General features: G+C 61.5%; 24 protein-coding genes. 16 read left to right on the top strand and 8 right to left on the bottom strand.

Translation table 11 applies throughout. The annotated features are described in order from the left end of the window. Window positions 1–64: 64 nt before the first annotated feature. The 6 genes from JSS95_14400 to polA all read left to right on the top strand — a co-directional run bounded on the left by JSS95_14400 (window position 65) and on the right by polA (window position 8,770). A complete protein-coding gene (locus JSS95_14400) occupies window positions 65–1,294 on the top strand; it encodes an MFS transporter (protein MBS1801002.1) in 1,230 nt (409 codons plus the stop codon). Between the two features lie 47 nt (window positions 1,295–1,341). Next, complete coding sequence (locus JSS95_14395; GenBank protein MBS1801001.1) at window positions 1,342–2,250, top strand: ATP-binding cassette domain-containing protein; 909 nt, start codon at window positions 1,342–1,344, stop codon at window positions 2,248–2,250. Beyond that, the gene (locus JSS95_14390; protein ID MBS1801000.1) at window positions 2,243–3,487 is read left to right on the top strand and encodes an ABC transporter permease; all 1,245 of its coding nucleotides are present in this window, start codon (window positions 2,243–2,245) and stop codon (window positions 3,485–3,487) included. The genes JSS95_14395 and JSS95_14390 overlap by 8 nt, the downstream gene beginning before the upstream one ends. A 198-nt stretch (window positions 3,488–3,685) precedes the next feature. Continuing rightward, window positions 3,686–4,252, top strand: coding sequence for a lysophospholipid acyltransferase family protein (locus tag JSS95_14385; GenBank protein MBS1800999.1), 567 nt, complete (start codon window positions 3,686–3,688; stop codon window positions 4,250–4,252). 219 nt (window positions 4,253–4,471) lie between these two features. Next, window positions 4,472–5,578 carry a tRNA preQ1(34) S-adenosylmethionine ribosyltransferase-isomerase QueA gene (gene queA / locus JSS95_14380; protein ID MBS1800998.1) on the top strand — a complete coding sequence of 369 codons (1,107 nt, stop codon included), beginning with the start codon at window positions 4,472–4,474 and terminating at the stop codon, window positions 5,576–5,578. 192 nt (window positions 5,579–5,770) lie between these two features. Next, complete coding sequence (gene polA, locus JSS95_14375) at window positions 5,771–8,770, top strand: DNA polymerase I (GenBank protein ID MBS1800997.1); 3,000 nt, start codon at window positions 5,771–5,773, stop codon at window positions 8,768–8,770. On the opposite strand, the gene JSS95_14370 is transcribed toward polA, so the two are convergent. Then, window positions 8,763–10,031, bottom strand: coding sequence for a GGDEF domain-containing protein (locus JSS95_14370; protein MBS1800996.1), 1,269 nt, complete (start codon window positions 10,029–10,031; stop codon window positions 8,763–8,765). The genes polA and JSS95_14370 overlap by 8 nt on opposite strands. Window positions 10,032–10,318: 287 nt before the next feature. Here JSS95_14370 and JSS95_14365 point away from each other — a divergent pair, with 287 nt between their 5' ends. The 8 genes from JSS95_14365 to JSS95_14330 all read left to right on the top strand — a co-directional run bounded on the left by JSS95_14365 (window position 10,319) and on the right by JSS95_14330 (window position 18,061). After that, window positions 10,319–11,056, top strand: coding sequence for a tetratricopeptide repeat protein (locus JSS95_14365; protein ID MBS1800995.1), 738 nt, complete (start codon window positions 10,319–10,321; stop codon window positions 11,054–11,056). Window positions 11,057–11,231: 175 nt separating this feature from the next. After that, entirely contained in the window at window positions 11,232–11,456 is a 225-nt protein-coding gene (locus JSS95_14360) for a DUF2905 domain-containing protein (protein MBS1800994.1), read from the top strand. A gap of 125 nt (window positions 11,457–11,581) precedes the next feature. Then, window positions 11,582–13,153 carry an exodeoxyribonuclease VII large subunit gene (gene xseA / locus JSS95_14355; GenBank protein ID MBS1800993.1) on the top strand — a complete coding sequence of 524 codons (1,572 nt, stop codon included), beginning with the start codon at window positions 11,582–11,584 and terminating at the stop codon, window positions 13,151–13,153. Further along, window positions 13,150–14,517 carry a phosphoglucosamine mutase gene (gene glmM, locus JSS95_14350; protein ID MBS1800992.1) on the top strand — a complete coding sequence of 456 codons (1,368 nt, stop codon included), beginning with the start codon at window positions 13,150–13,152 and terminating at the stop codon, window positions 14,515–14,517. Before xseA ends, glmM begins: the two co-directional genes overlap by 4 nt. A gap of 28 nt (window positions 14,518–14,545) precedes the next feature. Next, entirely contained in the window at window positions 14,546–16,030 is a 1,485-nt protein-coding gene (locus JSS95_14345; GenBank protein MBS1800991.1) for a PAS domain-containing protein, read from the top strand. Between the two features lie 108 nt (window positions 16,031–16,138). Beyond that, entirely contained in the window at window positions 16,139–16,570 is a 432-nt protein-coding gene (locus tag JSS95_14340) for a hypothetical protein (protein ID MBS1800990.1), read from the top strand. Between the two features lie 6 nt (window positions 16,571–16,576). Continuing rightward, window positions 16,577–17,782: a lactonase family protein gene (locus tag JSS95_14335; GenBank protein MBS1800989.1), complete on the top strand. Its 1,206-nt coding sequence runs from the start codon at window positions 16,577–16,579 to the stop codon at window positions 17,780–17,782. 15 nt (window positions 17,783–17,797) lie between these two features. Beyond that, complete coding sequence (locus JSS95_14330) at window positions 17,798–18,061, top strand: hypothetical protein (protein ID MBS1800988.1); 264 nt, start codon at window positions 17,798–17,800, stop codon at window positions 18,059–18,061. Between the two features lie 251 nt (window positions 18,062–18,312). Here JSS95_14330 and JSS95_14325 read toward each other — a convergent pair whose 3' ends face one another. The 6 genes from JSS95_14325 to JSS95_14300 all read right to left on the bottom strand — a co-directional run bounded on the left by JSS95_14325 (window position 18,313) and on the right by JSS95_14300 (window position 22,652). After that, window positions 18,313–19,353, bottom strand: a complete 1,041-nt coding sequence (locus JSS95_14325) for an NAD(P)-dependent alcohol dehydrogenase (protein ID MBS1800987.1) — start codon at window positions 19,351–19,353, stop codon at window positions 18,313–18,315. Between the two features lie 135 nt (window positions 19,354–19,488). Beyond that, entirely contained in the window at window positions 19,489–20,034 is a 546-nt protein-coding gene (locus tag JSS95_14320; GenBank protein ID MBS1800986.1) for an adenine phosphoribosyltransferase, read from the bottom strand. A 6-nt stretch (window positions 20,035–20,040) separates the two neighbouring features. Then, window positions 20,041–20,322 carry an acylphosphatase gene (locus JSS95_14315; GenBank protein MBS1800985.1) on the bottom strand — a complete coding sequence of 94 codons (282 nt, stop codon included), beginning with the start codon at window positions 20,320–20,322 and terminating at the stop codon, window positions 20,041–20,043. A gap of 50 nt (window positions 20,323–20,372) precedes the next feature. Continuing rightward, complete coding sequence (locus JSS95_14310) at window positions 20,373–20,933, bottom strand: hypothetical protein (GenBank protein MBS1800984.1); 561 nt, start codon at window positions 20,931–20,933, stop codon at window positions 20,373–20,375. Continuing rightward, window positions 20,926–21,486 carry an elongation factor P gene (efp, locus tag JSS95_14305; GenBank protein ID MBS1800983.1) on the bottom strand — a complete coding sequence of 187 codons (561 nt, stop codon included), beginning with the start codon at window positions 21,484–21,486 and terminating at the stop codon, window positions 20,926–20,928. Before efp ends, JSS95_14310 begins: the two co-directional genes overlap by 8 nt. Window positions 21,487–21,620: 134 nt before the next feature. Next, entirely contained in the window at window positions 21,621–22,652 is a 1,032-nt protein-coding gene (locus JSS95_14300; protein ID MBS1800982.1) for a nuclease, read from the bottom strand. Window positions 22,653–22,790: 138 nt separating this feature from the next. Here JSS95_14300 and JSS95_14295 point away from each other — a divergent pair, with 138 nt between their 5' ends. Beyond that, window positions 22,791–23,423: a methyltransferase domain-containing protein gene (locus tag JSS95_14295; protein MBS1800981.1), complete on the top strand. Its 633-nt coding sequence runs from the start codon at window positions 22,791–22,793 to the stop codon at window positions 23,421–23,423. 12 nt (window positions 23,424–23,435) lie between these two features. On the opposite strand, the gene JSS95_14290 is transcribed toward JSS95_14295, so the two are convergent. Then, on the bottom strand, window positions 23,436–24,023 hold the full coding sequence (locus JSS95_14290) for an aminodeoxychorismate/anthranilate synthase component II (GenBank protein MBS1800980.1): 588 nt from the start codon (window positions 24,021–24,023) through the stop codon (window positions 23,436–23,438). 72 nt (window positions 24,024–24,095) lie between these two features. Here JSS95_14290 and JSS95_14285 point away from each other — a divergent pair, with 72 nt between their 5' ends. Further along, on the top strand, window positions 24,096–24,380 hold the full coding sequence (locus JSS95_14285; GenBank protein ID MBS1800979.1) for a hypothetical protein: 285 nt from the start codon (window positions 24,096–24,098) through the stop codon (window positions 24,378–24,380). Window positions 24,381–24,437: the final 57 nt, after the last annotated feature.

Here is a 24,437-nt window from a genome sequence, read left to right as displayed (position 1 = left end):
CTCTCCTCATCCCACGGCAATCAACGCATTCCAGCCGCAGCGAAACTTGTGGTGCAATCGATATATGGCGTCGTCCGCGCAAAAGATCGAATCTGCCAGTCTGCGAAGCCTCCTCACCAGCCCCCCTCTGGTGGCGCTCGCCATCGCGGCCTTCGGCATAGGCACCTCCGAATACATCATCATGGGCCTTCTCCCCAGCCTTGCCCGTGACTTCAACGTCAGCATTCCCAAAGCAGGCGCTCTCGTCACCGGATACGCCCTCAGCGTCACCCTCGGATCGCCCCTCCTCGCTATCGCCACCGCAAAGCTCGAACGCAAGCGCACCATGCTCCTGCTGATCGGAGTTTTCATTCTCGGCAATCTCTCCTGCGCGCTTGCACCAACCTATAATCTGCTCTTCGCAGCTCGCGTTCTTACGGCGCTCTGCCACGGAGCTTTCTTCGGGATCGGCAGTGTCGTTGCCTCCAACATCGTCCCCCGCAGTCAGCGCGCACAGGCGATTGCGCTGATGTTCTCGGGCCTCACCCTCGCCAACGTCCTCGGAGTCCCTGCCGGTACAGCCCTGGGCCAGGCCTTCGGTTGGAGAGCCTCCTTCTGGGCCATCCTCCCCATCGGCTTTATCGCCGCCGGGGCCCTTGTTCTCTTCCTTCCGCCTCAGGCCGCTTCCTCAAACAGCATCCTCCACGAGTTCAGTGTCCTGCGCAAACCTCAGGTCCTTCTTGTGCTGGCAATCAGCACCGTCGCCTCGTCGTCGCTTTTCTGCGTTTTCACCTATATCGCGCCGATGCTGCTTCATGTCACCAGGGTCTCGCCGCATACCGTCACGCTCACACTGCTTGTCTTTGGCGTGGGCATCACCATCGGCAATCTCGCAGGCGGCGCGCTGACAGACTGGCGGCCGAAGACCTTCCTCATCACCGCGCTCTCAGCTCTTATCGCTGCCCTCATCGCTCTCTACTTCGCCGAACCTTACCCTATTCCCGCCGTATCCATGGTCCTTATCTGGGGAGCGATCCACTTCGCCGCCGGCTCCCCCCTCCAGTCCCGCATCGTCGACCAGGCCTCCGCCGCGCCGAATCTCGCGTCCACGCTCAACCAGGGAGCCTTCAATCTCGGCAATGCCGTCGGTGCAACCGTCGGCGGTATGCTGCTCACCGCCGGCGCCGGCTACCGCCACCTCCCCATCGCCGGAGCGGTCATTGCCACGCTCGCTCTCTCGCTCGCGCTTGTCTCCGCACGGCTCGATCACAAGCATCGCGACTCACGCATTGCCGAAGAGATTGCCATTCTCTAGATCATCCGTGCTCCCTGATAAACTGGCCTGAACACTCGCGAGAACAAATGGCAATCGTTCAACTTCAGCATGTCCGCAAAGCCTACGACACCAAGATCGCCGTCGACGACCTGAGCTTCACCATCGAACCCGGCAGCATGTTTGGTCTCCTCGGCCCCAACGGCTCCGGCAAGACCTCTTCCATCCGTATGATGATCGGCATCACGGCGCCCGACTCCGGAACCGTTGAGCTCTTCGGCCAGTCCTTCGATCGCAAGCTCCTTCAGCGAGTTGGCTATCTTCCCGAAGAACGCGGCCTCTATAAGAAGATGAAGGTCATCGACCAACTCACCTTTCTCGGGCAGCTTCGAGGACTTGACATTTCCACTGCAAGCAAGCGGGCCCATGCTTGGTGCGAACGACTTGAGATCACTGAAGCCATCCCCAAAAAGACCGAAGAGCTCTCCAAGGGCATGCAGCAGAAGATCCAGTTCATCGCCACGCTCCTGCACGATCCTGACCTCGTCATCATGGACGAGCCCTTCAGCGGCCTCGACCCCGTCAACGCCACTCTGTTGATGGATACGCTCCTCGACCTCCGCAAACAGGGTCGCACGATCCTCTTCTCCACGCACCGTATGGACCAGGTCGAAAAACTCTGCGATGCCATCTGCCTTATCTCGCGCGGAAAGATCGTTCTCTCCGGTGGCATGCGCGAGATTAAGTCGCGCTATCCGCGCAACCGCGTGCAGATCACCTTCGAAGGCGACTCCGCCTTCCTGCGCAACCCCGGCATCGAGGAGTACAAGCTCTACAACAGCTCCGCCGAAATAAAGCTCCGTGATGAAGCCGCCGCGCAGCAGGTTCTCGCCCAGGCAATTGCTGGAGCGCGCGTCACGCGCTTCGAAGTGATGGAGCCTACCCTTGAAGAAATCTTCATCGAAGAAGTAGGAGCAGGAGGCAAAGTCGATGCCTAGCAACACTTTTCTCATCGCGAAGCGCGAGTACCTCGAGCGCGTCCGCACCAAGGCCTTTGTCATCACGACGCTCCTTATCCCGACACTCATGGCGGGAGGCATTTTCTTCTCCGTACTCAAAACCAGAAACGCCAAGTCGGCGTCGCACATCGCCGTCATCGCCCAGGACACCGATCTTGCTCTCGACCTCCAGAATGAGCTGGAGCATGGCAAAGACTCCGCCATGAAGGTCGACGTCATCTCGCCGCCATCTTCTGAGACGCGCAAGACTGTCGTCGATCAGACCGTCGACAAACAGATCGATGGCTTTCTCTGGATCGATACATCAACCGCGACACCGAAGATCACCTACACCTCCGTTAACCACGCCGACATCTCCACCAAAGACACCATCTCCAGCGCCATGCGCCGCGTCATCATGCGCGAGGGCTTAAAGCATCGAGGACTTGATGCAGTCGATATCAAGACCATGATGGACCCCGTCGAGGTCGAAACAGACACCATCAAGAACGGCGAAATCTCCAAGTCCGACACGATGACCGCTTTCTTCGGCGCCTATATTCTCTTCTTCCTCATGTATATGGCAGTCATGCTGCACGGCATGAACGTCGCCCGCTCCATCATCGAGGAGAAGACTTCGCGGGTCTTCGAGGTCATGCTCGCAACCGTCAAGCCGCAGGAGATGATGATGGGCAAACTCTTCGGCGTCGGCGCCGTCGGACTCACGCAGATCGGCATCTGGGTCGCAGCCGCCGTACTGCTTTCATCGCAGGCAATTGTCTCCGCAGTCGGGGGAGGTTCGCTCCAGGTTCACTTCTCCGTCGCGCAGATTGCCGCGTTCATCGGATACTTTATCCTCGGGTTCCTGCTCTACTCGGGAATCGCCGCAGCCATCGGGGCCATGGTCAACTCCGAACAGGAGCTACAGCAGTTCAACCTCGTCATCGCCATGCCGCTCGCCGTCTGCATGTTCGTGATTGGCCCGGTCATCTCCAACCCCAGCTCCACCTTCTCGCGCGTCATGTCGCTGATCCCCACCTGCACGCCGCTGCTGATGTACCTGCGCATCTCCATCTCGAACGTCGCGTGGTACGACATCGCCGGCTCGATTGTGCTGATGCTGCTCACCATCTGGGCGGTCATGTGGTTCACCGCTCGCGTCTACCGCGTGGGAATCCTGATGTACGGCAAGCGCCCCAACCTGCCCGAGATCCTTCGCTGGATCAAGTACAGCTAGCGCCGTAAAACCGGGCCCCATCTTCGCGCGGTCTCATCGCGCTAAGGTGGCCATTCGCGCAACGCGCGAACTGCGCTTCATGGTTGGTAGAGAGATCGCAGGGACAAAGGTAAACTCAATCACGTGCCCGAGCCCTTAGCCCAGCGCTTTACTTTCAAGCAGCGCCTGATCCTCGCCATCGTCCCGCCGCTGGCGTACATGGTCATCTGCCTGCTTGGCGTGACGCTGCGCTACGAAGACATCTCGGAGCCGGGCATGACGCCGCAGTATCACACGCCTCCGCCGCTGATCTACGCCATCTGGCACCGCTGCCTGCTCGCCTGCGCCTGGCGCTTCCGCAACGCGAACCTCCACATCCTCATCAGCCGCAGCTTCGACGGCGAGCTGATCGCCCGCACCGTCGAGCGTCTGGGCTTCGTCGCCGTGCGCGGCTCGAGCTCGCGCGACGGGGCCGTCGGCCTGCGCAATCTCCAGCGCGCTTTCCTCGAAAACAATTACATTGCCATCACCGCCGACGGCCCACGCGGCCCCGCGCAGTGGGCCAAGCCCGGCGTCACGCAGCTCGCGCAGCTCGTCAACGCGCCCGTCGGCGCGGTGTACCTGCACGCGCACCGCGCCTGGACCCTGCGCTCCTGGGACCGCTTCATGATCCCCAAGCCCTTCTCCCGCGTCACTGTCGCATGGACCGTTCCCGCGCCGGCCGAGCAACAAGCCGTGCAATCTGCGCTCGACCGCGCCACAGCTCTCGCCGAATCCAACCGATAACCGTCCTTCGATCTGTCATTCCGAAAAAGAATAAAAGTGTCATTCCGAGCGAAGCGGCGTGCCGCGAAATCGAGGAATCCCCGCATCTCTTCCGTACCTCCACAAACACTCGGGTACCCCATCCTTCGCAAAGCGAAGGGTGGGGATGTAATCGTTCGCCCGGCCAATCGAAAACCGAGGCCAACCGGATAGCGGAAAGGCGCATTAAAATAGAACCCAGTGCGCGTCGCCGACTTCCATTTCGACCTTCCCGAAGAGCTCATCGCGCAATCCCCGCCACCCGTCCGCGGCTCCAGCCGCATGCTTCTCGTCGACCGCACCGCCGGCGAGTACCGCGACGACTTCTTCCGCAACCTCCCGCAGCGTCTCCAACCCGGCGACCTGCTCATCCTCAACGACAGCCGCGTCATCCCCGCCCGTCTGTATGCAACGCGCGCACGCGGCCCGCACACCCAGGCCAACTCGCCCGATCCCACCGGACGCATTGAAGTTCTTCTCACCCAGCAGCTCGGCCCCGACGAGTGGACCGCGCTCGTCCGCCCCGGCCGCAAGGTCCAGCCCGGCGAACACCTCCACTTCAGCGCGCCGGACGACTATACGCCGCTACTCGAAGCCGAGGTCATCGCCGCTGCCGGCTTTGGCGAACGCACCCTCCGCTTCAAACCCACGGAGAACTTCCGCGCCATTCTCGACCGGATTGGCCACATGCCGCTGCCGCCCTATATCCACCGCGGCGATACCGTCGAAGATCGCGACCGCTACCAGACCGTGTTCTCGCACGAGCCAGGCTCCGCCGCCGCTCCCACCGCGGGCCTCCACTTCACGCCCGAAGTATTGGATCAACTCCGCCATCGCGGCATCCAGATCGAAACCATCACCCTCCACGTCGGCCTCGGAACCTTCCAGCCCGTGCGTGCCGAGAACGTCGAAGACATCCATCTCCACGCAGAGCACTACACGCTGCCCGCCGCCACCGCCGACGCCATCAACGCCGCACTCCGTGAAAAGCGCCGCATCATCGCCGCCGGAACCACCACAACGCGCACACTCGAGCACTGCGCTACCGTCGCCGAAAAGGATGGCTTCGAGCCACACGCGGGCATCCGGCTCCAACCACACTCCGGCGAGACGAGCATCTTCATCAGCCCCGGCTACGGGTTCCGCGTCGTATCGGGCCTGCTCACCAACTTTCACCTGCCGCAATCCACGCTGCTCATGCTCGTCTCGGCCTTCGCGGGAAGGGAAGAGGTGCTCGGCGCCTACGCCCACGCCGTCCGCGAGCGCTACCGCTTCTTCTCCTACGGCGACTGTATGCTCATCCTCTAAATGACATACAAGCTGGCTCCACCAGGTTTGTCATCCTGAGCGGAGCGCAATGCGCGTAGTCGAAGGACCTGCATCTTCCCTTTTGAGCCACAAATCAGGCGCCCCACATCTGGCGGTCTTATCGCCAGATGTGGGTTTGCAGGATGCGCGCATAATTCCAATCCTCCCTCAACGCGCTACCATCAAAAGGCCATGGCAAAGACGCCCACCAAGCCCACCGAGACCAAGTCCACCAAGCCCCCCATCTATCTTCTCGACTCGATGGCCTTCATCTTTCGCGCGTATCACGCCATGGCGCGGCAGCGGCCCATGTCCACGCGCACCGGCATTCCTACCGCGGCGACGTATGTCTTCGTCAACATGATCAACAAGCTGCGCAAGGACTTCCAGCCCGAGTACCTCGCTGCCGTCTACGACGTCGGTGCCCCCGTCCATCGCAACGAGATGGCCGCGCAGATGAAGGACGTCAAAAAATTCAACATCAAAACCCAGCAGTTCGAGACTATCGAATACGGCGGCTACAAAGCCAATCGCACCGAGACCCCGCCCGACCTCATCCAGCAGCAGCCTTATATCCGCCGCGCCCTCGAGGCCTTCCGCATCCCCATCCTCTATTACGAAGGCTTCGAAGCCGACGATGTCATAGGGACTCTCTCGCACAAGCTCGCAGCATTGGGACACCACGTCTACGTCGTCTCCTCCGACAAGGACATGATGCAGCTCGTCACCAACGACGTCTCCATCCTCAACCCGACGAAAGACAACCTCATCCTCGACCCCGCTGGCGTCGAGGCAACGCTCGGCGTTCCGCCTGAACGAGTGATCGACGTCATGGCCCTCCGCGGCGACTCCGTCGACAACATCCCCGGTGCCCCGGGCATCGGCGACAAAGGCTCGGTCGAGCTCATCCAGCAGTTCGGCACCGTCGAGGCCGCCATCGACGCGGCCACGGCCACGCCCGACGCCATCAAGCGCAAGACCTACCGCGAGTCGCTGGCCAACAACCGCGACAACATCCTGCTCTCAAAGGAGCTCGTCACCATCCACACCCAGGTCCCCATCGAGTACTCGCTCGACGCCATGCGCACGCAGCCCGCCGACGCCGACGCCTGCCGCGCCCTCTTCAGCGAACTCGAGTTCACGACGCTGCTCAAGGAGCTCGCGCCCGCCGCCGACACTACCGTCATCACCTACGAAACAAAGCCGTCAGCCGAGCAGATCAAGCAGCTCCTCGAAGAGGCGCGCGCCATCAACTCGGCAACCGGCAAGCCAAACGGCCTCGCCATCGCAATCTCCGAAGACGCCCAGGCCATTGCCGAAGAAACCGCCGCCGAACTAAGCGAAGAGGAGCCCGAGCCACCCGCCTCCGAGAACTTATCTCTCTTTAGTGCAGTCACAAATGATCGGGTGCCCCATCCTTCACGCAGTGAAGGGTGGGATGAAAAATCTCAAAACCAACTAGGTCTCGCCGCAAACAACCACTTCGCCATCGAAGTCTCACTCGACACGCCAGGCATCAAAGATGCCCTGGCCGACCCCACCCTCCCCAAAGACGTCCACGACCTCAAAGCCATCCTCCGCGTTCTTCAGGCGCACAACCTGAAGCTCGAAGGAGTACGCAACGACGTCATGCTGCTGAGCTACCTCATCAACCCGACGCACGGCTCGCACACGCTGCCCGACATCGCCGCGCGCTCGACCAGCCGCACCCTCGTCTACCACAGCACAAAGGACAACCCCGCCGACCCGAAGCGACTCCCTGAGGCTGCCGCTGCCATCGTGCGCCTCTCCGCAACTCTGGGCAAGCAGATCGCCGACTACGCCCCCACCGACCACAACATCCCCGCCGACGATCCTGCACTAGGCGGAGCCGTCACCACAGATATGCTCTTCGCTGATCAGGCAGGGAACAGGGAACAGGGAACAGAGAACAGTAAGAAACCGGGTGGAGCGCCGCCAATCTCTCCGCTCCAGCACGTCTACAACACCATCGATCTCCCCCTCGTCTCCGTCCTCCTTCGTATGGAGCAGACCGGCGTCCGCATCGACCCTGCGTTCCTCCGCGAGATGTCCACCCGCCTCGCCGTCGAGATCGACAACCTCTCTGAAAAGATCTACACCGACTCCGGCCACCGCTTCAACATCAACTCCCCCAAGCAGCTCGGCGACGTCCTCTTCAACAAGATGCTCCTCCCCAAGCCCATGAAGTACGGCAAAGGCAAAGTCGTCTCCACCGCGCAGGACGTGCTCGAAGAGCTCGCGGAGTCGCACCCCATCGCCGCACTCGTCATCGAGTACCGTCAGTTGCAGAAGCTCAAGGGCACCTACCTCGACACGTTGCCCTCGCTGGCTGATGCAGAGGGCCGCATCCATACGACCTTCAACCAGGTCGGCGCCGCCACCGGCCGGCTCTCCTCCATCAACCCCAACCTGCAGAACATCCCCATCCGCACCGCCGTGGGCCGCGAGATTCGTGCCGCCTTCATCGCAGCGCCCGGCAATGTCCTCATGTCGGCCGACTACTCGCAGATTGAGCTGCGCCTGATGGCCCACTTCTCCCAGGACCCGCTGCTGGTCGACGCCTACCGCACCGGCAAGGACATCCACACGCTGACCGCCGCCGAGGTCTTCGGCGTCGACGCTGCCACCATGGACAAGGAGACGCGCAACCGCGCCAAGGCCGTCAACTTCGGCATCGTCTACGGCATCTCGCCCTTCGGCCTCGCCGCGCAGCTCGGCATCGATCAGAAGACCGCAAAGCAGTACATCGAAACCTACTTCGATCGCTATAAGGGAGTACAACGCTTCATCGAGGAGACCCTCGCCACCGTGCGCCGCAATCAGGCCGTCAGCACATCCTTCGGTCGCGTCCGCCCCATTCCCGACATCCAGTCGCGCAATCCCAACATGCGCGGCTTCGCCGAACGCACTGCTGTCAACACGCCGCTCCAGGGCACGGCCGCCGATCTCATCAAGATCGCCATGATCCGCATCGACGAGGAGATTGCGAAGCGCGGACTGCGCTCCCGCATGACCCTCCAGGTCCACGACGAGCTTCTCTTCGATGTCGTTCCCGAGGAAGCCGCGGAGGTCGAAGCCCTCGTCAAGCATGAGATGGAAAACGTCGCCGAGTTCTCCGTCCCCATCGTCGCCGAGGTAGGCGTCGGTCAGAACTGGCGAGATATCAAATAGCAGCTACTCTGGCCCTGTCAGCGATAGCGGCTCCATACCGCGCGCATGCGACGCAGTTGCGTCCATTCGCCTTCGCCTGATACATCGCCTTGTCCGCGGCCTCGAGCAGGTCTTCGGCGCGGTCGCGCAACGTGGGATACGCGGTTGCGACGCCGCAGCTTACCGTTGCCACGGTGTTGGAATCATAAGGCTTGTGAGAAGAATCCAGCGCCGGAAAGCCAGCAAGCTCCACCATCTTGCATATACGCTCGGCCACCTGCGCCGCTGCCGGCTGGTGTGTGCCCGGCAACAGGATCACAAACTCCTCGCCTCCGAACCGGGCGGCAAAATCGTCCTTGGCGCGCAGCGCCTGTTGCAGCAATGACCCAATTCTCCGCAGCACCTCGTCGCCATACAGATGGCCATAGCGGTCATTCAGCATCTTGAAGTTGTCGACATCCACAACAATCACCGACAGGCCGGTTCCCGACGTCAGCGCCCGCTTCCATAGCTCGGCATACTGCGTGTCGAACGAGTGCCGGTTCGCCAGTCCCGTCAGCGCATCGCTCTCCGATCTCCGCAGTAGTTGCGCATTCAGCCGGTTCAGGTCCTCCACCATCAACTCATCGCGCAGGTTCAGAAGATAGTTCAGCCGCTCTTCCCGGCCAGCGCTGTAGTTGGCTACCAGCGTAATCGCCGTCGTTGCGATCGCCAGTGCTATCCCCAGCACCTCTTCGCGGCCCGTCAGCATGCGGTCCACTCTCAGGAACACCCAGTCCGCAGCAAGCATTGCTGCCGACGAAGCCAGGGCATACGGAAACCGCAGCCGCATGACGATATTGGTGAACAGCAGGACCGCCAGGACAGCCATCTGCACATAGGCAGAAGCTGTCGCGCTCTTGTTCGCTTCCAGGTAAAGCTGCGTCGCTCCGGCAAGGCACGACGCAAACGCAATGCTCGTCTCCCGTACTGCCGTGTCCGGCTTCTGCAACATGCTCGCGTTCACGATCAGGCAGATTGGCGTGATGATCAGAAGGCGAAGGACAAAGGCGCGGCGAAAGTCCTGTGGCGAGCTGAAGTAGTCGGCGATCAGGAAGAGGTCGAACAGTGCGATGGCGATCAGGCCCTCAAGCCACAGCCGCCTGGACCGGCGACCCGCCGTGTCCCGCTCGAACCGGCTCTCCAGGGCAGAGGGAAATACCGGCCATTGAAAGCGCAGACCCGAGAATCGATGGATCTGGCGGTTTACGGCATCGATATTTGCAGGCAGTCTCGTCAACATGGCCGATTCGTGCTCTTCAAGTTGATATCGGTAGTTCTGTTGAAGAAATCAGAGGTTCCGTGTCCAAAAGAATTACTTAAGTATTTTGCACTTTTTTGCGACATCAAGCCCGTTAAATGATCCGCGAACTGTATTTTTCCGGGACCAGTTGTCCCGCAACCTCTGGAAAAATCCCTTATCTGCTCGCCCAGCGCCCATCCGCTGATAGACTTAAAGAGTCTGTGCGATCTGCACGCGTAACGTTCGTGCCTTGAGCACGAAGCCCTAAAAGAAGGACGATCCGACCCGTGGACCAGCAAACCCGTCAAGCCCTCAAGCACGATCAGTTCATCGACACCGCCCAGCATGGCCTCGAATGGGCCGACCAGAACCGCCGTTCCCTCATCATCTGGGGATCTGTCGCGGCGATTGCCCTCCTCATCGCCATCGTAGGCGGCATTACCTACAAGCATCGCAGCGAGCAGGCCGATATTGCCTTTGGCAACGCCATGCAGACCTACCAGACCCCGGTCGTCTCACCCGGTCAGCAGGTCCCTCCCGGCGTCAAAACGTTCCCCTCCGCCGCAGATCGCGCCAAGGAGGCCAGCAAGCAGTTTGTCCAGGTCGCCGACCAGTACGGCATGACCTCCTCGGGTCGCCTCTCCCGCTACTTCGCCGGGCTGACCTTCGTCGAATCGGGCCAGAACGCCTCCGCCGAGAGCACACTCAAGCAGGTCGCCTCCGGCTGGAACAGCGACCTCGCATCGCTTGCCAAGCTCGGGCTCGCCCAGCTCTACCGCCAGACCGGCCGCGACGCCCAGGCCATCGAGGTCTATAACGACCTTACCGCGCACCCCAGCACCTCGGTTCCCGCCGGAACCGCCCAGCTTCAGTTGGCCGATCTCTACGAGGCCGAGGGCAAGCCTGAAGAGGCCAAGAAGGTCTACGCCACCCTCAAGGACAAGGATGCCAAGGGCCCCGCAGGCATGATCGCCGCACAGAAGCTAAGCCCCACCCCCGCCGGTGGCGCCGCACTCGCGCAGTAACAAGCGCGTGCGGAACGGAAATCAGCCAACACCTGCGGGCCAGTCCCGCAGGTGTTTTGTTTTAAGTGGATTTCGGATGAATTGTCATCCTGAGCGAGCGTAGCGAGCCGAAGGACCTGCATTCTTCCTGTGGCGCTACGGAACCTCCGCAACAACCAGCAAAAGGAAGAGCCACATGTCCGACCTCGGCCGTATCCTCATCTCGCTTGGCCTTCTGCTCGTGGTTATCGGCATCGTCCTCGTGGGGCTCCATCGCCTCAACATTCCCCTCGGCCGCCTGCCTGGAGACTTCAACTGGCGAGGCCGCGGCTGGAGCTTCTCCTTTCCCCTGGCCACCTCCATCCTGCTTAGCGTTGTCCTCAGCCTCCTCCTCTGGCTTATCAACCACTTCCGCCGCTAATCCACATCGTTCTTCGAAATTTTCCTTGTCATTCCGAGCGAAGCGAGGAATCTGCTTTTCCTCTGTGCCGCGCAATATCCTGACAGGGCCGCCAGACTCCCCACCCTGCTAGACTCAACCTCTGTATGTCCTCCCCGGAGCACAACCCGCCAACGCTGGCCAGCCTCAGGGCCGCCCGGGGAAGATCCCGCTCCATAAAGCCGCAACCGGAACCCTCCGGGTTTCAGAGTGGTCTCCTCTTTACAGCGAACGACACAGCGAACGATCCGCCCGCGCCTCCTCAGAAGCCCTCATCTTCGCCAGCCCCCCAAAAAGCTGAGCGCCGCATCTGGACCGTCGCCTCGCTCGTCGGCAGCATCCGCCAGCAGGTCGAGACCACCCACACCGACATCTGGGTCGAGGGCGAGATCTCCAACTGCCGCCCCGCCCCCTCCGGCCACATCTACTTCACCCTCAAGGACGCCTCCGCGCAGCTCCCCGTCGTCCTCTTCCGCCGCCAGGCCCAGCTCCTCCGCTTCCGCCCGGCTGACGGCCTCGCTGTCCTCGCACGGGGCCGCGTCTCCGTCTATGAATCCCGGGGCCAGCTCCAGCTCATCGCCGAGACTCTTGAGCCTCGCGGCGCAGGCTCCATCCAGCTCGCCTTCGAGCAGCTCAAGGCGCGTCTGCTCGCCGAGGGCCTTTTCGACGCCGCACGCAAACGCCCACTGCCCGCCTTCCCGCGCTGCGTCGGCGTTATCACTTCGCCCACCGGGGCAGTCATCCGCGACATCGCCACGGTCGTTCGTCGCCGCCACGCTCCCCTCAATCTGCTCGTCCACCCCGCAGTCATGCAGGGACCGACAAGTCCTGGATCCGTCGCTCGCGCCATCCGCTGGTTCAACGCGCACCCGCAGCACGCCGACCTCATTCTTATCGCCCGCGGCGGAGGTTCGCTTGAAGACCTCGCCTCCTTCAACGACGAAGCTCTCGCCCGCATCATCGCCGCATCAAAGATCCCCATCGTCTCCGCCATCGGGCACGAGACCGACTTCACCATCTCCGACTTTGTAGCCGACCACAGAGCACCCACCCCCTCCGCCGCAGCCGAGATCATCACCTCTGCCCAGCACCGCATCGAAGAGCGCGTCGCCCTGCTCGACCTTCGCGTCCGCCGCGCCATCCGTCTGCATCTTCTTGAGGCCCGCCAGCGTTACGCCCGCCTCTCTGCTCCAGCCGTTCTCGCCAGCGTCTCCGCAGGCATAGACCGCCGCGCGCAGCGCATCGACGAACTCACGCTCCGCCTCGACCGCGCCGCTACCCGCCGCCTGCGCGCCAACTCCGAGCGCCTCCGCGCTCTCACCGAGTGTCTCCGCCAACAGGACATCTCTCTCAAGCTCGCATCCACCCGTCGCTGCCTCGAACGCAACACCGAGCGTCTCCATCACTCCGCCGCCGGCGTCCTCGCTACCCACCACATCCGCGTGCAGTCCGCCACGACACGTCTCGCGGCCCTTTCACCTCTCAGTGTCCTTGCACGAGGCTACGCTCTCGTCTATATAGAGGGCGGGAATGCCGACGGCACACTCCTTCGCTCCGCCAACGATACCGCACCCGGACAGACCATCCGCGCGCGACTCGCTACCGGATCGCTCTCAGCACAGGTCACACGCATCAAAGAAGACGCAACGCAAGTTGCAACGGAGAAAAGCAGCAAATGAAGAAGCTCTTCGGAACCGACGGCATCCGCTCCGTCGCAGGCCAGTACCCGCTCGATCCTCCCACGGTCTACGCCATCGGCCGCGCCCTCGCGCGCTCGCTCGCCTCCCAGTCGCCCTCGCCGCGCGTCCTCGTCGGTATGGACACGCGCGAGTCCGGTCCCTCGATCGCAGCCACTCTCACCGCCGGGCTGGCCGACGGAGGTGCAGCCGTCGAGAGCGCCGGCGTCATCACGACGCCGGCCATCGCACACCTCACCCACACCCACAGCTTTTCCGCAGGTATCGTCATCTCCGCCTCGCACAATCCCTGGCAGGACAATGGCATCAAAGTCTTCGGCCCCGATGGCTACAAGCTTCCCGACGCCACCGAGCTCGCCATCGAAGCCGAAATCTTCAAGCACTTGGAAACGCCGGGTGCCCCAGGTCTCGATTCTGAGACCTGGGTTTCGCACAACCCTCCAAAGGTCAACGACTCCGACCGCGCGGACTACATCCGCTTCCTTATCGCCGCTGTTCCCAACCTCTCTCTCGACAATCGCCGTATCGTCATCGACTGCGCCAACGGTGCTGCCTCCGCCGTCGCACCTGAACTGTTCGCGCAGATCGGCGGCGGCGAGGTCATCATCACCCACGCCTCGCCCGACGGCCGCAATATCAACGAACACTGCGGCGCGCTTCACGCCGAGATCGTCGCCGCCGCCGTCCGTCACCACAACGCTGCCATGGGAATCACCTTCGACGGCGACGCCGACCGCGCGCTCTTCGCCGACGAGTACGGCAACGTCGTCAACGGAGACGCCGTACTCCTGCTTGCCGCGCGCGATCTTCAGTCTCGCGGCCTGCTCACCAACTCCACCGTCGTCGCCACCACCATGTCGAACATGGGGCTCGAGGCCGCACTCAAGCGCTCGGGCATTCAGATGCTCCGTGCCGCCGTCGGCGACAAATATGTGCTCGAACAAATGCTCGCGACGAACGCCGCGCTTGGCGGGGAGCAGTCCGGCCACATCATCTTCTCAGGCCGCTCCACCACCGGCGATGGCCTCCTCACCGCACTGCTGCTGCTCGACGTCGTTCATCGCAGCGGCAAGCCGCTCTCCGAACTCGTCGCCGACCTCAAGGTCTTTCCCCAGGTCATCGTCAACGTCAAGGTGCGCGAGAAGAAGCCTCTCGACACCATTCCCACAGTGGCATCTGCCATCGCTGCTGCAGAAAGGGAGCTGGCCGACTCCGGCCGCGTCGTCATCCGCTACTCCGGCACAGAAGCGCTCGCCCGTGTCATGATCGAAGCCGAGTCCGAACCCCTGATGCGCCGCCACGCCGACACCATCGCCAACGCCATTCGCGCAGAGCTTGGCGTCTAATTACCCTTATCGAAAAGGAGAGAAAGGGTTGGCCCGCAAGAATGCCACCGCAGAGCGCTCAGCGAAGTACCAGATGGTCTGGTACGCCTGCGCCGTGGTGTTTCCTCTTCTCTCGGCATGGATCACCGTGCGCACGCCTGAGTTGCACAGCATCCCCTTCGCCCTGAACTTCAGCGTCATCGCTGGCCTCGGCGCGCTCGCCGGCCCGGGTCCGGCGCTGGTCTCCATCCTGACCTCGGTTGCTGCCTACAGCCTGCCGTTCAATCCTCTGCGCCAGCAGTTCAACTTCAGCATCGGACAGATCGAGCGCACGGCAACTCTTCTTGCGGGCGCCTTCTTTCTCACCTTCCTCAGTTGGAAACAGCGCTCCGCCGAGAACAAACTGCGCGCCACGCTCGAATCGCTTCAGGAACGCACTGAGGCCCTCACCCTCGCACAGCAGGGCAGCGATCTCGGCACATGGCTCTTCAATGCCGATACCATGGAGACCTTCTGGGACCCCGGTTCCACCCGCGTCTTCGGCCGGCCCTTCGTCGATCTCGACAACAAAGCCCTGCCTCTGGACTTTATCCTTCCCGAAGACCGCGAGCGCTTCCGCGAATCCATCGAAACCGCCGTCAACACCGGGCAGCCTCTGCGCGCCGAATATCGCGTCCTGTGGCCCAACGGCGACATTCATTGGCTTGAAGCGCGCGGCAGCAAGGTTCCCGGCTCGCACCATCTCTGGCGTGGAGCAACCTTCGACGTTACCCGCCGCAAGGTTGTCGAGACCGCGCTCATCCGCTCGGAAAAGCTCGCAGCCATGGGCCGCCTCGCCTCTACCGTCGCCCATGAGGTCAACAATCCGCTGGAGTCCGTCACCAACCTCCTCTATCTCATCGACTCCGATGAGACTCTCAGCGACGCCACGCGCTCCTATGTCACCCTCGCCGAAGAGGAGATTGCGCGTCTGGCCAATATCACGCGCCTCACCCTTACCTTCGCGCGTTCGGCCAGCGTTCGCGCCCCTGTCAAGGTGGCCGAGGTGCTCGATGCCGTGCTCAGCATCTATCAGCGCCGCTGCGACCTGCTGAACATCGCCGTCGAGCGTTTTTACACCCCGGGCGTCGAGATCGAGATCGCGCCGCACGAGCTGCGGCAGGTCCTCATCAACCTCATCGCCAACGCCATCGATGCCTTCCGCGGCGACAAACCCCTGCTGCGCCTGCATACCGGCTATCGCGAAAATCGCGCCGTTGTTCTCGTCGAAGACAACGGCACGGGCATCGAAACCGCCGATCAGACCCGCATCTTCGACGCCTTCTTCAGCACCAAGGCTGACGTCGGTACCGGCATCGGGCTCTGGGTGACCAAAGAACTTGTCGAGAAGAACGGTGGAAGCATCTCCGTCGAGAGCGGTAACCTCGACCAGAACATCAGCACGCGCTTTCGGCTCGAGTTCCCCGTGGCGGCCAGCCTCTTTCAGCAAACGGAAGCCCCGCCGCCATCGGAGGTTTCCCCGGCTGCGCCCTGAACTCCCCTCGGCGCATTTTGCTCGTGCCGCCAAGGGTTGATAGCGAAGATTGTTGTGCGAAAGCAGGGAGAGAGGTAATGCCATCCCCCTCTGCGCTAAAATTTACGTATGTACGAAGACTTCCTAGTGACCGACCGCTGGACCGGCGAGCAGCTCCGCTGCTCCTGGAAGGGGACCGTCGTTGCCATCGCCACACGCCACGCCGACGCCACCGACATCCGCTTCACCGTCAACGGGCGCACCGTCTGGATCGCCCTGCCGAACCTGGCATGGGTGGAGATGAAGCACCGCACCGGCAAGGTCATCACCGACTATCTCGCTGCGCAGATCGCGGGGCGCTACCTCAAACATGCCGTCGAGTCCGGCTACGACAACGGCCGCGAGATGTACACCATGACCGTCGACGAGGTTCTTGCCCACGCCGACGCCGTCGTGCGGGAGGCTGGTAGCACGATGAACCTGCCCAGCCTGCCCGTCATCAACGAAAACATCCGACCTGAAGACGAAATGGGAATCCATCTACCGGGCGAGTCGATCTAATCAGTCATGACGACTCGCCGCCGGTTTCTTCTTCTTCTTCTGCCCGCATACGCGGCTTCGGCCCAGGATCTCGTCTCACCGTTCCGGAAGAAGAAGCCGGCGCCGCCCGCTCCCGTCCGCCTTTATATCGGTGCCGACACGTCGAGCGGAGCCGGCAAAGGCATCTATCAGGGGAGCTTCGACCCAGCCACCGGCAAGCTCAGCACACCTACTCTCGCAGCCGAGACGCCGCGGCCATCCTTCCTCGCGGTGACGCCGATGCGAGAAGGCCGCCGTATGCTCTATGCCGTCAACGCCGTCAAAAGTCCCGACGCAACCGTGACTGCCTTCCAGCTCGACGGCAGAACCGGCGCGCTCACGCAGAAGGCGAAGGTCTCCTCCGCCGGAGCCGGGCCCTGTTACATCTCGGTTGACTCGACCGGCAAGGCCGCCTTTGTCGCAAACTACTGGGGGGCGACCATCGCCTCCTACAGCATCAAGCCCGACGGGACGCTCTCAAACCCCGTCGATACCTTCAACTACCGCGAGCCAAAATTCGGTCACAAAGGCCCGGTCCCGGTTCGGCAGGATCAGCCCCACCCGCACTCGGTCTTCATCTCGCCCGACGACCGATTCCTCATCGTCAACGACCTCGGCAACGACGCTCTCTCGGTCTACAGCATCGATCCCTCCACGGCAAAACTCACACCGTCGACTCCTCTGCTCACCAGTACGCGCGCCGGCTCAGGCCCGCGCCATATCGCCTTTCACCCCAACGGCCGCTGGATCTATCTGATCAATGAGCTCGACTCCACGCTCGACCGCTTCCTCTGGACGACGACTCACGGAGGCTCAAGCCCGAAGGGACTGCTCGTCAACGCCAGCACAACGGTCAGCACGCTCGCTCCCGGTTTTCTGGCCGCGAAGAACACCGCCTCCGAGGTGATGATCTCGCCCGACGGTAACTTCCTCTACGCCAGCAACCGCGGCGAAGACACGCTCGTTGTCTTTGCCATCGGCGACGACGGCGCGCTCAAGGAGGTGCAGCGCATCTCCTCGGGAGGCAGGACTCCTCGACACTTTACCTTCGACCCCACCTTCCAGTGGGTGCTCTGCGGCAATCAGGACTCGGCTTCCGTAACCGTCTTTCGCCGCGACCAGGGCACTGGCAAACTTACCGGCCCAACGCAAACCGTCGCGGTCGACTCGCCCATGTACCTGCTCTTCGCCTGAAGCTCGGATCACGCCATGTTCGCCCGCAAGCTGCAAATCGAACGCATCGACGCCCAGGGCGTCGCGCACGCGTGCCCCATCAAGTGGCTCGACAGCTTCAGCATGCGCAACTTCACCAACGACGCCATCTTCGACGACACGCTTCCCATCGCCGACGGCATGCTCGAAGCAGGCAACCGCGTGCCACTCAACCGGCTCCAGGATGCCATGCAGGACTGGTTCCAGCGCAAAAGCTACCTCGGCCCCGGAGAGCAGCTACGCATCTCCGAGGCCGCATGAGGTCCGCAAGCGTTCCCTCAGCAGCTTCATTTTCTGCCGTCATTCTGAACGCAGCGAAGAATCCCTGTATTTTGCTCGTGGCTGCACGAATCCTCGCTTGGAAAAGCGCTCCACGAATATGAAACCGCTGTCGTCGTTCGAAATGGCGGACTACTGAGATTCTTCGCTTCGCTCAGAATGACGACGCCAGGGGAACTCGCTCATGACGGCGCGAGGGGTGATCGCTCACCCCTGATCGCCTGCATCCGCACTTAAAGCGTCTTCGTGTCCAGCACGAACCTGTACTTCACATCGCCCTTGATGACGCGCTCCCAGGCCTCGTTCACCTTGTCGTAGCTGGTCATCTCGATGTCCGAGACGATGTTGTGTTTGCCGCAGAAGTCCAGCATCTCCTGTGTCTCGCGGATGCCCCCGATCATCGAACCTGAGAGCTGCTTCCGTCCGAGCACCGAGAAGGCGCTAACCGCCGCAGGCTTCTCCGGAGCGCCCACCAGGCAGAGCGTGCCGTTGCGCTTCAGCAGCGAGAGGTAGGTGTTCAGGTCGTGGTCGGCGGAGACGCAGTCGAGGATGAAGTCGAAGCTTCCTGCATGCTTGGCGGCCCAATCCTTCTCCTTCGTAAGAATCACCTCATCAGCGCCTAGCTTCTTGGCGTCGTCAATCTTCGAGGCGGATGTCGTGAACAGGACCGTGTGCGCACCGAAGGCATGCGAGAACTTCAGCCCCATGTGGCCAAGCCCGCCCAGTCCGACGATGCCGACTTTTTTCCCCGGGCCAGCGTTCCAGTGCTTCAGCGGCGAGTAGGTCGTGATGCCCGCGCACAGCAGCGGCGCGGACGCGGCTGGGTCGAGGTTCTTCGGCACCGACAGCACAAACGCCTCGTCGCACACGATGTGGTTGCCGTAGCCACCCCAGGTTAACTTGCCGTCCTTGCCCTTTGAGTTGTAGGTATAAACGGTCTGTCCGCGCTCGCAGTACTGCTCTTCGCCGTCCTTGCACGAGTTGCACTTGCGACACGAGTCGACCATGCAGCCGATCGCGGCGATATCGCCAACCTTGAACTTCTTCACCTTCGCGCCCACGCGCGAAACCGTGCCGACGACCTCGTGCCCCGGCACCATCGGATAGAGCGCGTTGCCCCACTCGTTGCGCGCCTGGTGAATGTCGGAGTGGCAGATGCCGCAAAACTGAATGTCGATCAGAACGTCGTTCTCGCCCGGCTCGCGGTGCTCATAGTTGAAGGGAGCAACCGGCGTGGTCGCCGACTGCGCAGCATAACCTTTGGTAGCAATCATCGAAGTTCTCCATCTCCTGTAGGGATACTGATTGGATGCGTCCTGCGCCCGAAAGACACAGAACCCGCACGCGCAAAAAAAGTGAAGCGAGAGATCATCTCTCGCTTCAGTCTTGCGGATCGCGTCTTTCGCTCGTTATTCGTCGTAGTGCAGCAGGCTCAGCACGTCGTACTCGGGGAACTTCTGGCGTCCCTTGAGGAAGTCCAGCTCGATGGCGAAGCCGATGCCCGCGATCTCGCCGCCCATCTGGCGCACAAGCTGCACCGTGGCCTGCATCGTGCCGCCGGTCGCCAGCAGGTCGTCGACGATCACCACGCGCTGGCCCGGCTTGATCGCGTCGAGATGGATCTCAAGCGAGTCCGTGCCATACTCGAGGTCGTAGCTGACCTTCGCCGTCTTGGCGGGAAGCTTCTTCGGCTTACGAACAGGAACGAAGCCCGCATTGAGGCGATAGGCCAGCGCGGGTCCGAAGATAAAGCCGCGCGCCTCGATGCCGAGCACCAGGTCGATCTCCTTGCCGATGTAGTAGGCGGCGAAGGCGTCGATCAACTGCGCGAAGCCGGTCTTGTCCTTCAGCAGGGTCGTAATGTCGTAGAAGAGAATCCCCGGCTTGGGGAAGTCGGGAACGGTCCGTACCAGTTCCTTCAAAGGCTCGCAATTAATCAGATTCGCATTCGGCATCTTCTCTTACCAGGCTCCTTCAATCACAAACGGTCCGAGCTTCACATCTTCGCATTCGGCCAACTCTTCTTCAACGACGGCGTCGACGCGGCTTCCGCGCGAGCCCTTCTTCAAGGCATCCTTCAACTCGGCCAGCAGCTCCGGCTTGCCCGAAGCCACAACCTCAACGTGCCCCGCATCGGTGTTGCGCACCCAGCCACGCAGACCAAGCTCCGCGGCCTCGCGATGAACGAACCAGCGAAACCCGACGCCCTGTACACGGCCTTTGACGAGGAAATAACGAACCATTGAGCTTCAGTTTCGCAGAGCAAAGAGCCAGCGTGCAAGGGTACGCCAAATTACATGAATTGAGAGGCTAATGAGAACAGCACACCAGATCGAAACTCGGTGTCTTTTTCATTAAGTTCAATGTAGCCACTGGGAAGGTCAATGTTTAGAAACATCTCGAAGTAGTCAGGCCCCTCTTCTTCATCGGTGCTTCCTTCGTCGTGAAAGAGTTTGAACTTTACGAATTCAGTGGCGATATTGGCAGGTTCACCATACAGCGCGACGGCTGTAAAAGACATTTTGATAGGCAGTGAAAGTTCTCGTCTTGAAATTTGATAAAGGTCGAAGAAACCTTCTGCGAAGTGATGGCCCTGGTTCCCTTGAAAGAGGAATTGAATACCGTCAAACCCTGCGTTAATAGGGATCTTCTCATTGAAGAGATCATTATTAGGCTTAAGTCCCGGCTCGATATGAATCTCGATCGCTGCACTTTGACCGAGAAGCGAACCTGAGGCGAGAAGAGAGGCTTCGCCTTTCCCGAATAGCTGTGCATTGAGGACAGGTATTCTGAGATTGACGAAGCCGTCTGAAGTATCAATCTGAATATTAGTTGTGGTCACAATCTTACGCACGGCTCATATAAGCGCCTTCAGCCGTATCCACGCGAATCTTCTCGCCCTCGTTGATGAACGGGGGGACCTGCACCACGAGGCCCGTCTCGAGCTTGGCAGGCTTGGTGACCGAAGAGGCAGTGGCCGACTTGATGCCAGGCTCCGTCTCAACGACGGTCATCTCGACCACGTTCGGCAGCTCGATACCGACGGCCTTGCCGTCGTGGAAGCTGACGGCGATGGTCAGGTTTGGCAGCAGGTAGTCGACCGCGTCGCCCAGCGTCTCGCGCTTCAGGTGCGTCTGCTCGAAGGTCTCCATGTCCATGAAGTAGTAGTCGTCGCCGTCGTTGTACAGGTACTCCATCTTTACTTCATCGACCACCACGCGGTCGATCGGGTCGGGCGAGCGGAAGCGCTCGACGAACATGGCGCCGGTGCGGATGTTGCGCAGCTTGGCCTGGATGAAGGCGCGGAGATTGCCCGGCGTGCGGTGCTCCACCGAAAAGACGAGGTGGAGATCGTCCTTGAACTTGATAACCATGCCCGGGCGCATCTGTGTGGCGGGAATCGACATAAAAAACCCCTGATCTTATTGAACTGTGCTGAATTTCAGCCTGTTTTGAGAGTGTGTCCGGCGGCACGCCAGCATGGCTGCCGATCATCCGAACCTCTCTCCATTGTAACGCAGCGAGGCCGTGAGGGGCCGCGTCAGTGGCCGCTGAACAGCCTCTTGAAGAACCGGCCGATGGAATGAAGAACATTGCCCGGAGGAGGTGCAGGTGGCGGAGGAGGTGCCTGCGCACGCCCGCCACTCGCGTCAGCTTCGCTGCGGCCAGCCACCGCAGGAGCGGCTTGCGCCGTCGCGGCCGTTGCAGCGTCCGTGTTTGAAGCTACGGCCGGTGGCGCGCCATCGTTACCTGTCGCGGCGCCGTTCGCCGTCGCGCCGTAGCTCATCGTCGTCGAAACCTGTGCGTGCACCTGGCCCTGCGGCGATGGCGGCAGGGCGCTTGCGGGGGAGAGGCCCGCGCTCACCGCTGCGGGAAACGGATGCCGCTCCGCCGCAGTCTTCTCGGCAACCGCTGCTCCTGGAGTTGCAGGAGTCCCACCACTGACACCCGCATCTGCGACCGAGACGACCGGTTCAGGCGGGCATCCGCACGGCTCGCTCTCGTTGTCGACAACTTCTTTCAGGCTGCCGTGCTCGAAGAGAACATGTTGTCCGGCGTGCAGCTCGTAGCTCGACTCGCCAAACTGGTCGGCGACATTCAGCGTTGGCGCGGCCGCTCCGCGATTGTCGACGCAGGTGTCGCCGTTGCGGGCGACGCGCATCCGCAGGTCGAGCACTCCAGACGTCTTCAGCGTGAAGCGCAGGTCCGGCGTCATCACCACGTCGTTCGTCGTGGCGCGAGTCGCAATCTCCACCGCGCCGCGGTCGAGGGCCAGCAACAATGGCGTCTCGCCGGCCGTTGTCCTTCCGGCATTTAAATGCAGACCGCTCGTCGAGCATATGCGCACCGTGCCGCCTTGCCGCAGGCTCACCGTAACCGGGAGACCTTTTGCAATGACCGTTGAAGCACCTTCAAGAATGGCGTGGCCGTTTGCAACGCGAAGCGCTCCCTGCACCGTCGCATCCTGCAGTTGGACTGTGCCGATCGTCTGCTGGGCTCCGCTCGTCGAAGACAGCAGCGTCCCAAGCAGAAACAGGCGCAGCAGCCGGAAGTTGAAGCAGTCTCGATTCATCATCATGCTCAGTAGCGAATAGAACCAGCTTACTGCTCCGCACGCAATTCCTGCATCTGTTCACTCTTGCAATGGCCCTTCCTGTCAAAAATCTGAATGCTAAGATGTGCATAGATTTGGCGAAGCAGGAGCGCATTGATGGAAAAGGGTTACATGCAATTCGGCTGTGGGACGACGGCCCCAGACGGCTGGCTGAATTTTGATGCCGGCCCTGCTTTCTGGATACAAAGCAGATTTCCATTCCTCAAGGCGCTTTTGGCGAAGAGGGGATTTCCTATCTACCCCAGTAACATTTCGTATGGGGATGTCATCAAAGGACTGCCCGTTCGGCCGCAGTCCCTGGAGGCTGTCTACAGCTCCCACGTCCTGGAGCATCTGTCGCTGGAGGAATTTCGCACCACGCTGCGCAATGTCTATAGCTACCTGCGTCCCGGCGGTACCTTCCGCATGGTTCTGCCTGACCTGGAGCAGCTTATTCAGGCCTACGTGAAAAGCGACAGTCAAGATGCGGCAAATCGATTTATGCAGGAAAGCTATCTGGGCGAGAAGAGCAGCCCGCGAGGTCTCCGCGCAATTCCCACTGCGCTCTTCGGCCGCTCCAAACACCTGTGGATGTGGGACTACAAGAGCATTGAAGTAGAACTGGCCGATGCCGGGTTTGTCTCCATCCGCCGGGCCCAGCTTGGGGACTCGCCCGATCCACGGTTTCGCGAAGTTGAGTCGGAGGGGCGCTGGACCGGTTGTCTGGGTGTCGATTGCAAGCACCCATGACCCCTGTAGAACTTACATCTTCAGGAAGTTCGCAATAATCTCTTTGCCGTGCGAGGTCAGTACGCTCTCGGGGTGAAACTGCACGCCCTCAATCGGAAGCTCGCGATGCCTGAGGCCCATGATCGTCTCTTCGCCGGTGACGGGATCGATCGTCCGCGCCGAAACCTCAAGCTCTGCCGGCAAACCCTTCGGGCTCACGATCAGCGAGTGATATCGTGTGCACGTCATCGGCGTCGAGATTCCCGCGAAGATCGTGCGGCCGTCGTGCTCTACCTCGCTCGTCTTGCCGTGCATCAGCTTGGGGGCGCGGATGACATCGCCGCCGAACGCCGCGCCGATGGCCTGGTGCCCGAGGCACACACCGAGAATCGGCACCCTGCGCTCGCTCTTCGCAAACTGCCGGATCAGCCCCATGCTGATGCCTGCGTCCTGTGGCGTGCAAGGTCCCGGCGAGATCAGGATGCGCTCCGGGTTCAGAGCGGCGACCTCCTCCGGCGTCAGTTCGTCGTTGCGCTTGACCACCATCTCGGCGCCAAGCTCGCCCATGTACTGCACCAGGTTGTAGGTAAACGAGTCGTAATTGTCCAGAACGAAGACCATGGCTGTCTTCGATTCTACGCTGTAGGCAACGAACTGGGCTCTCGGGCGTCTTATGTGATTGGGGAGAAACACATGCAGCTCGATCTAAGCCGCTGGAAGCACTTCACCGCCATGGCCCTCATCGGAGACGGTGTCATGGGGATGATCAATCCGCGTCGTGACGCCAAGGCGTGGCACTACGGCCCCGAGCCGTGGAAGAACCTGATGCAGTCCCTCGAAGACCACCCCAACCTCACGCGGGCGATCTCGGCGGTGCAGGTCGTTGGCGGCATTCTCTGGGTGCTTCACTCGAGCAGGGAAGGTGCCGCCGCAAAGACTCCCTCGAAGCTCAGCGACTCGCCACGCCGGCTAGCCTGACGCCGGTAGCGATGGCGGAACTTCATCCCATCACGCCGGCTGCCCCATTCAAGGCGC

This window comes from Acidobacteriota bacterium, assembly GCA_018268895.1.
Classification (GTDB): Bacteria; Acidobacteriota; Terriglobia; order Terriglobales; family Acidobacteriaceae; genus Edaphobacter.
The sequence above is the reverse complement of the archived record's forward strand: the minus strand, read 5'-3'. Positions and strand labels throughout refer to the sequence as shown.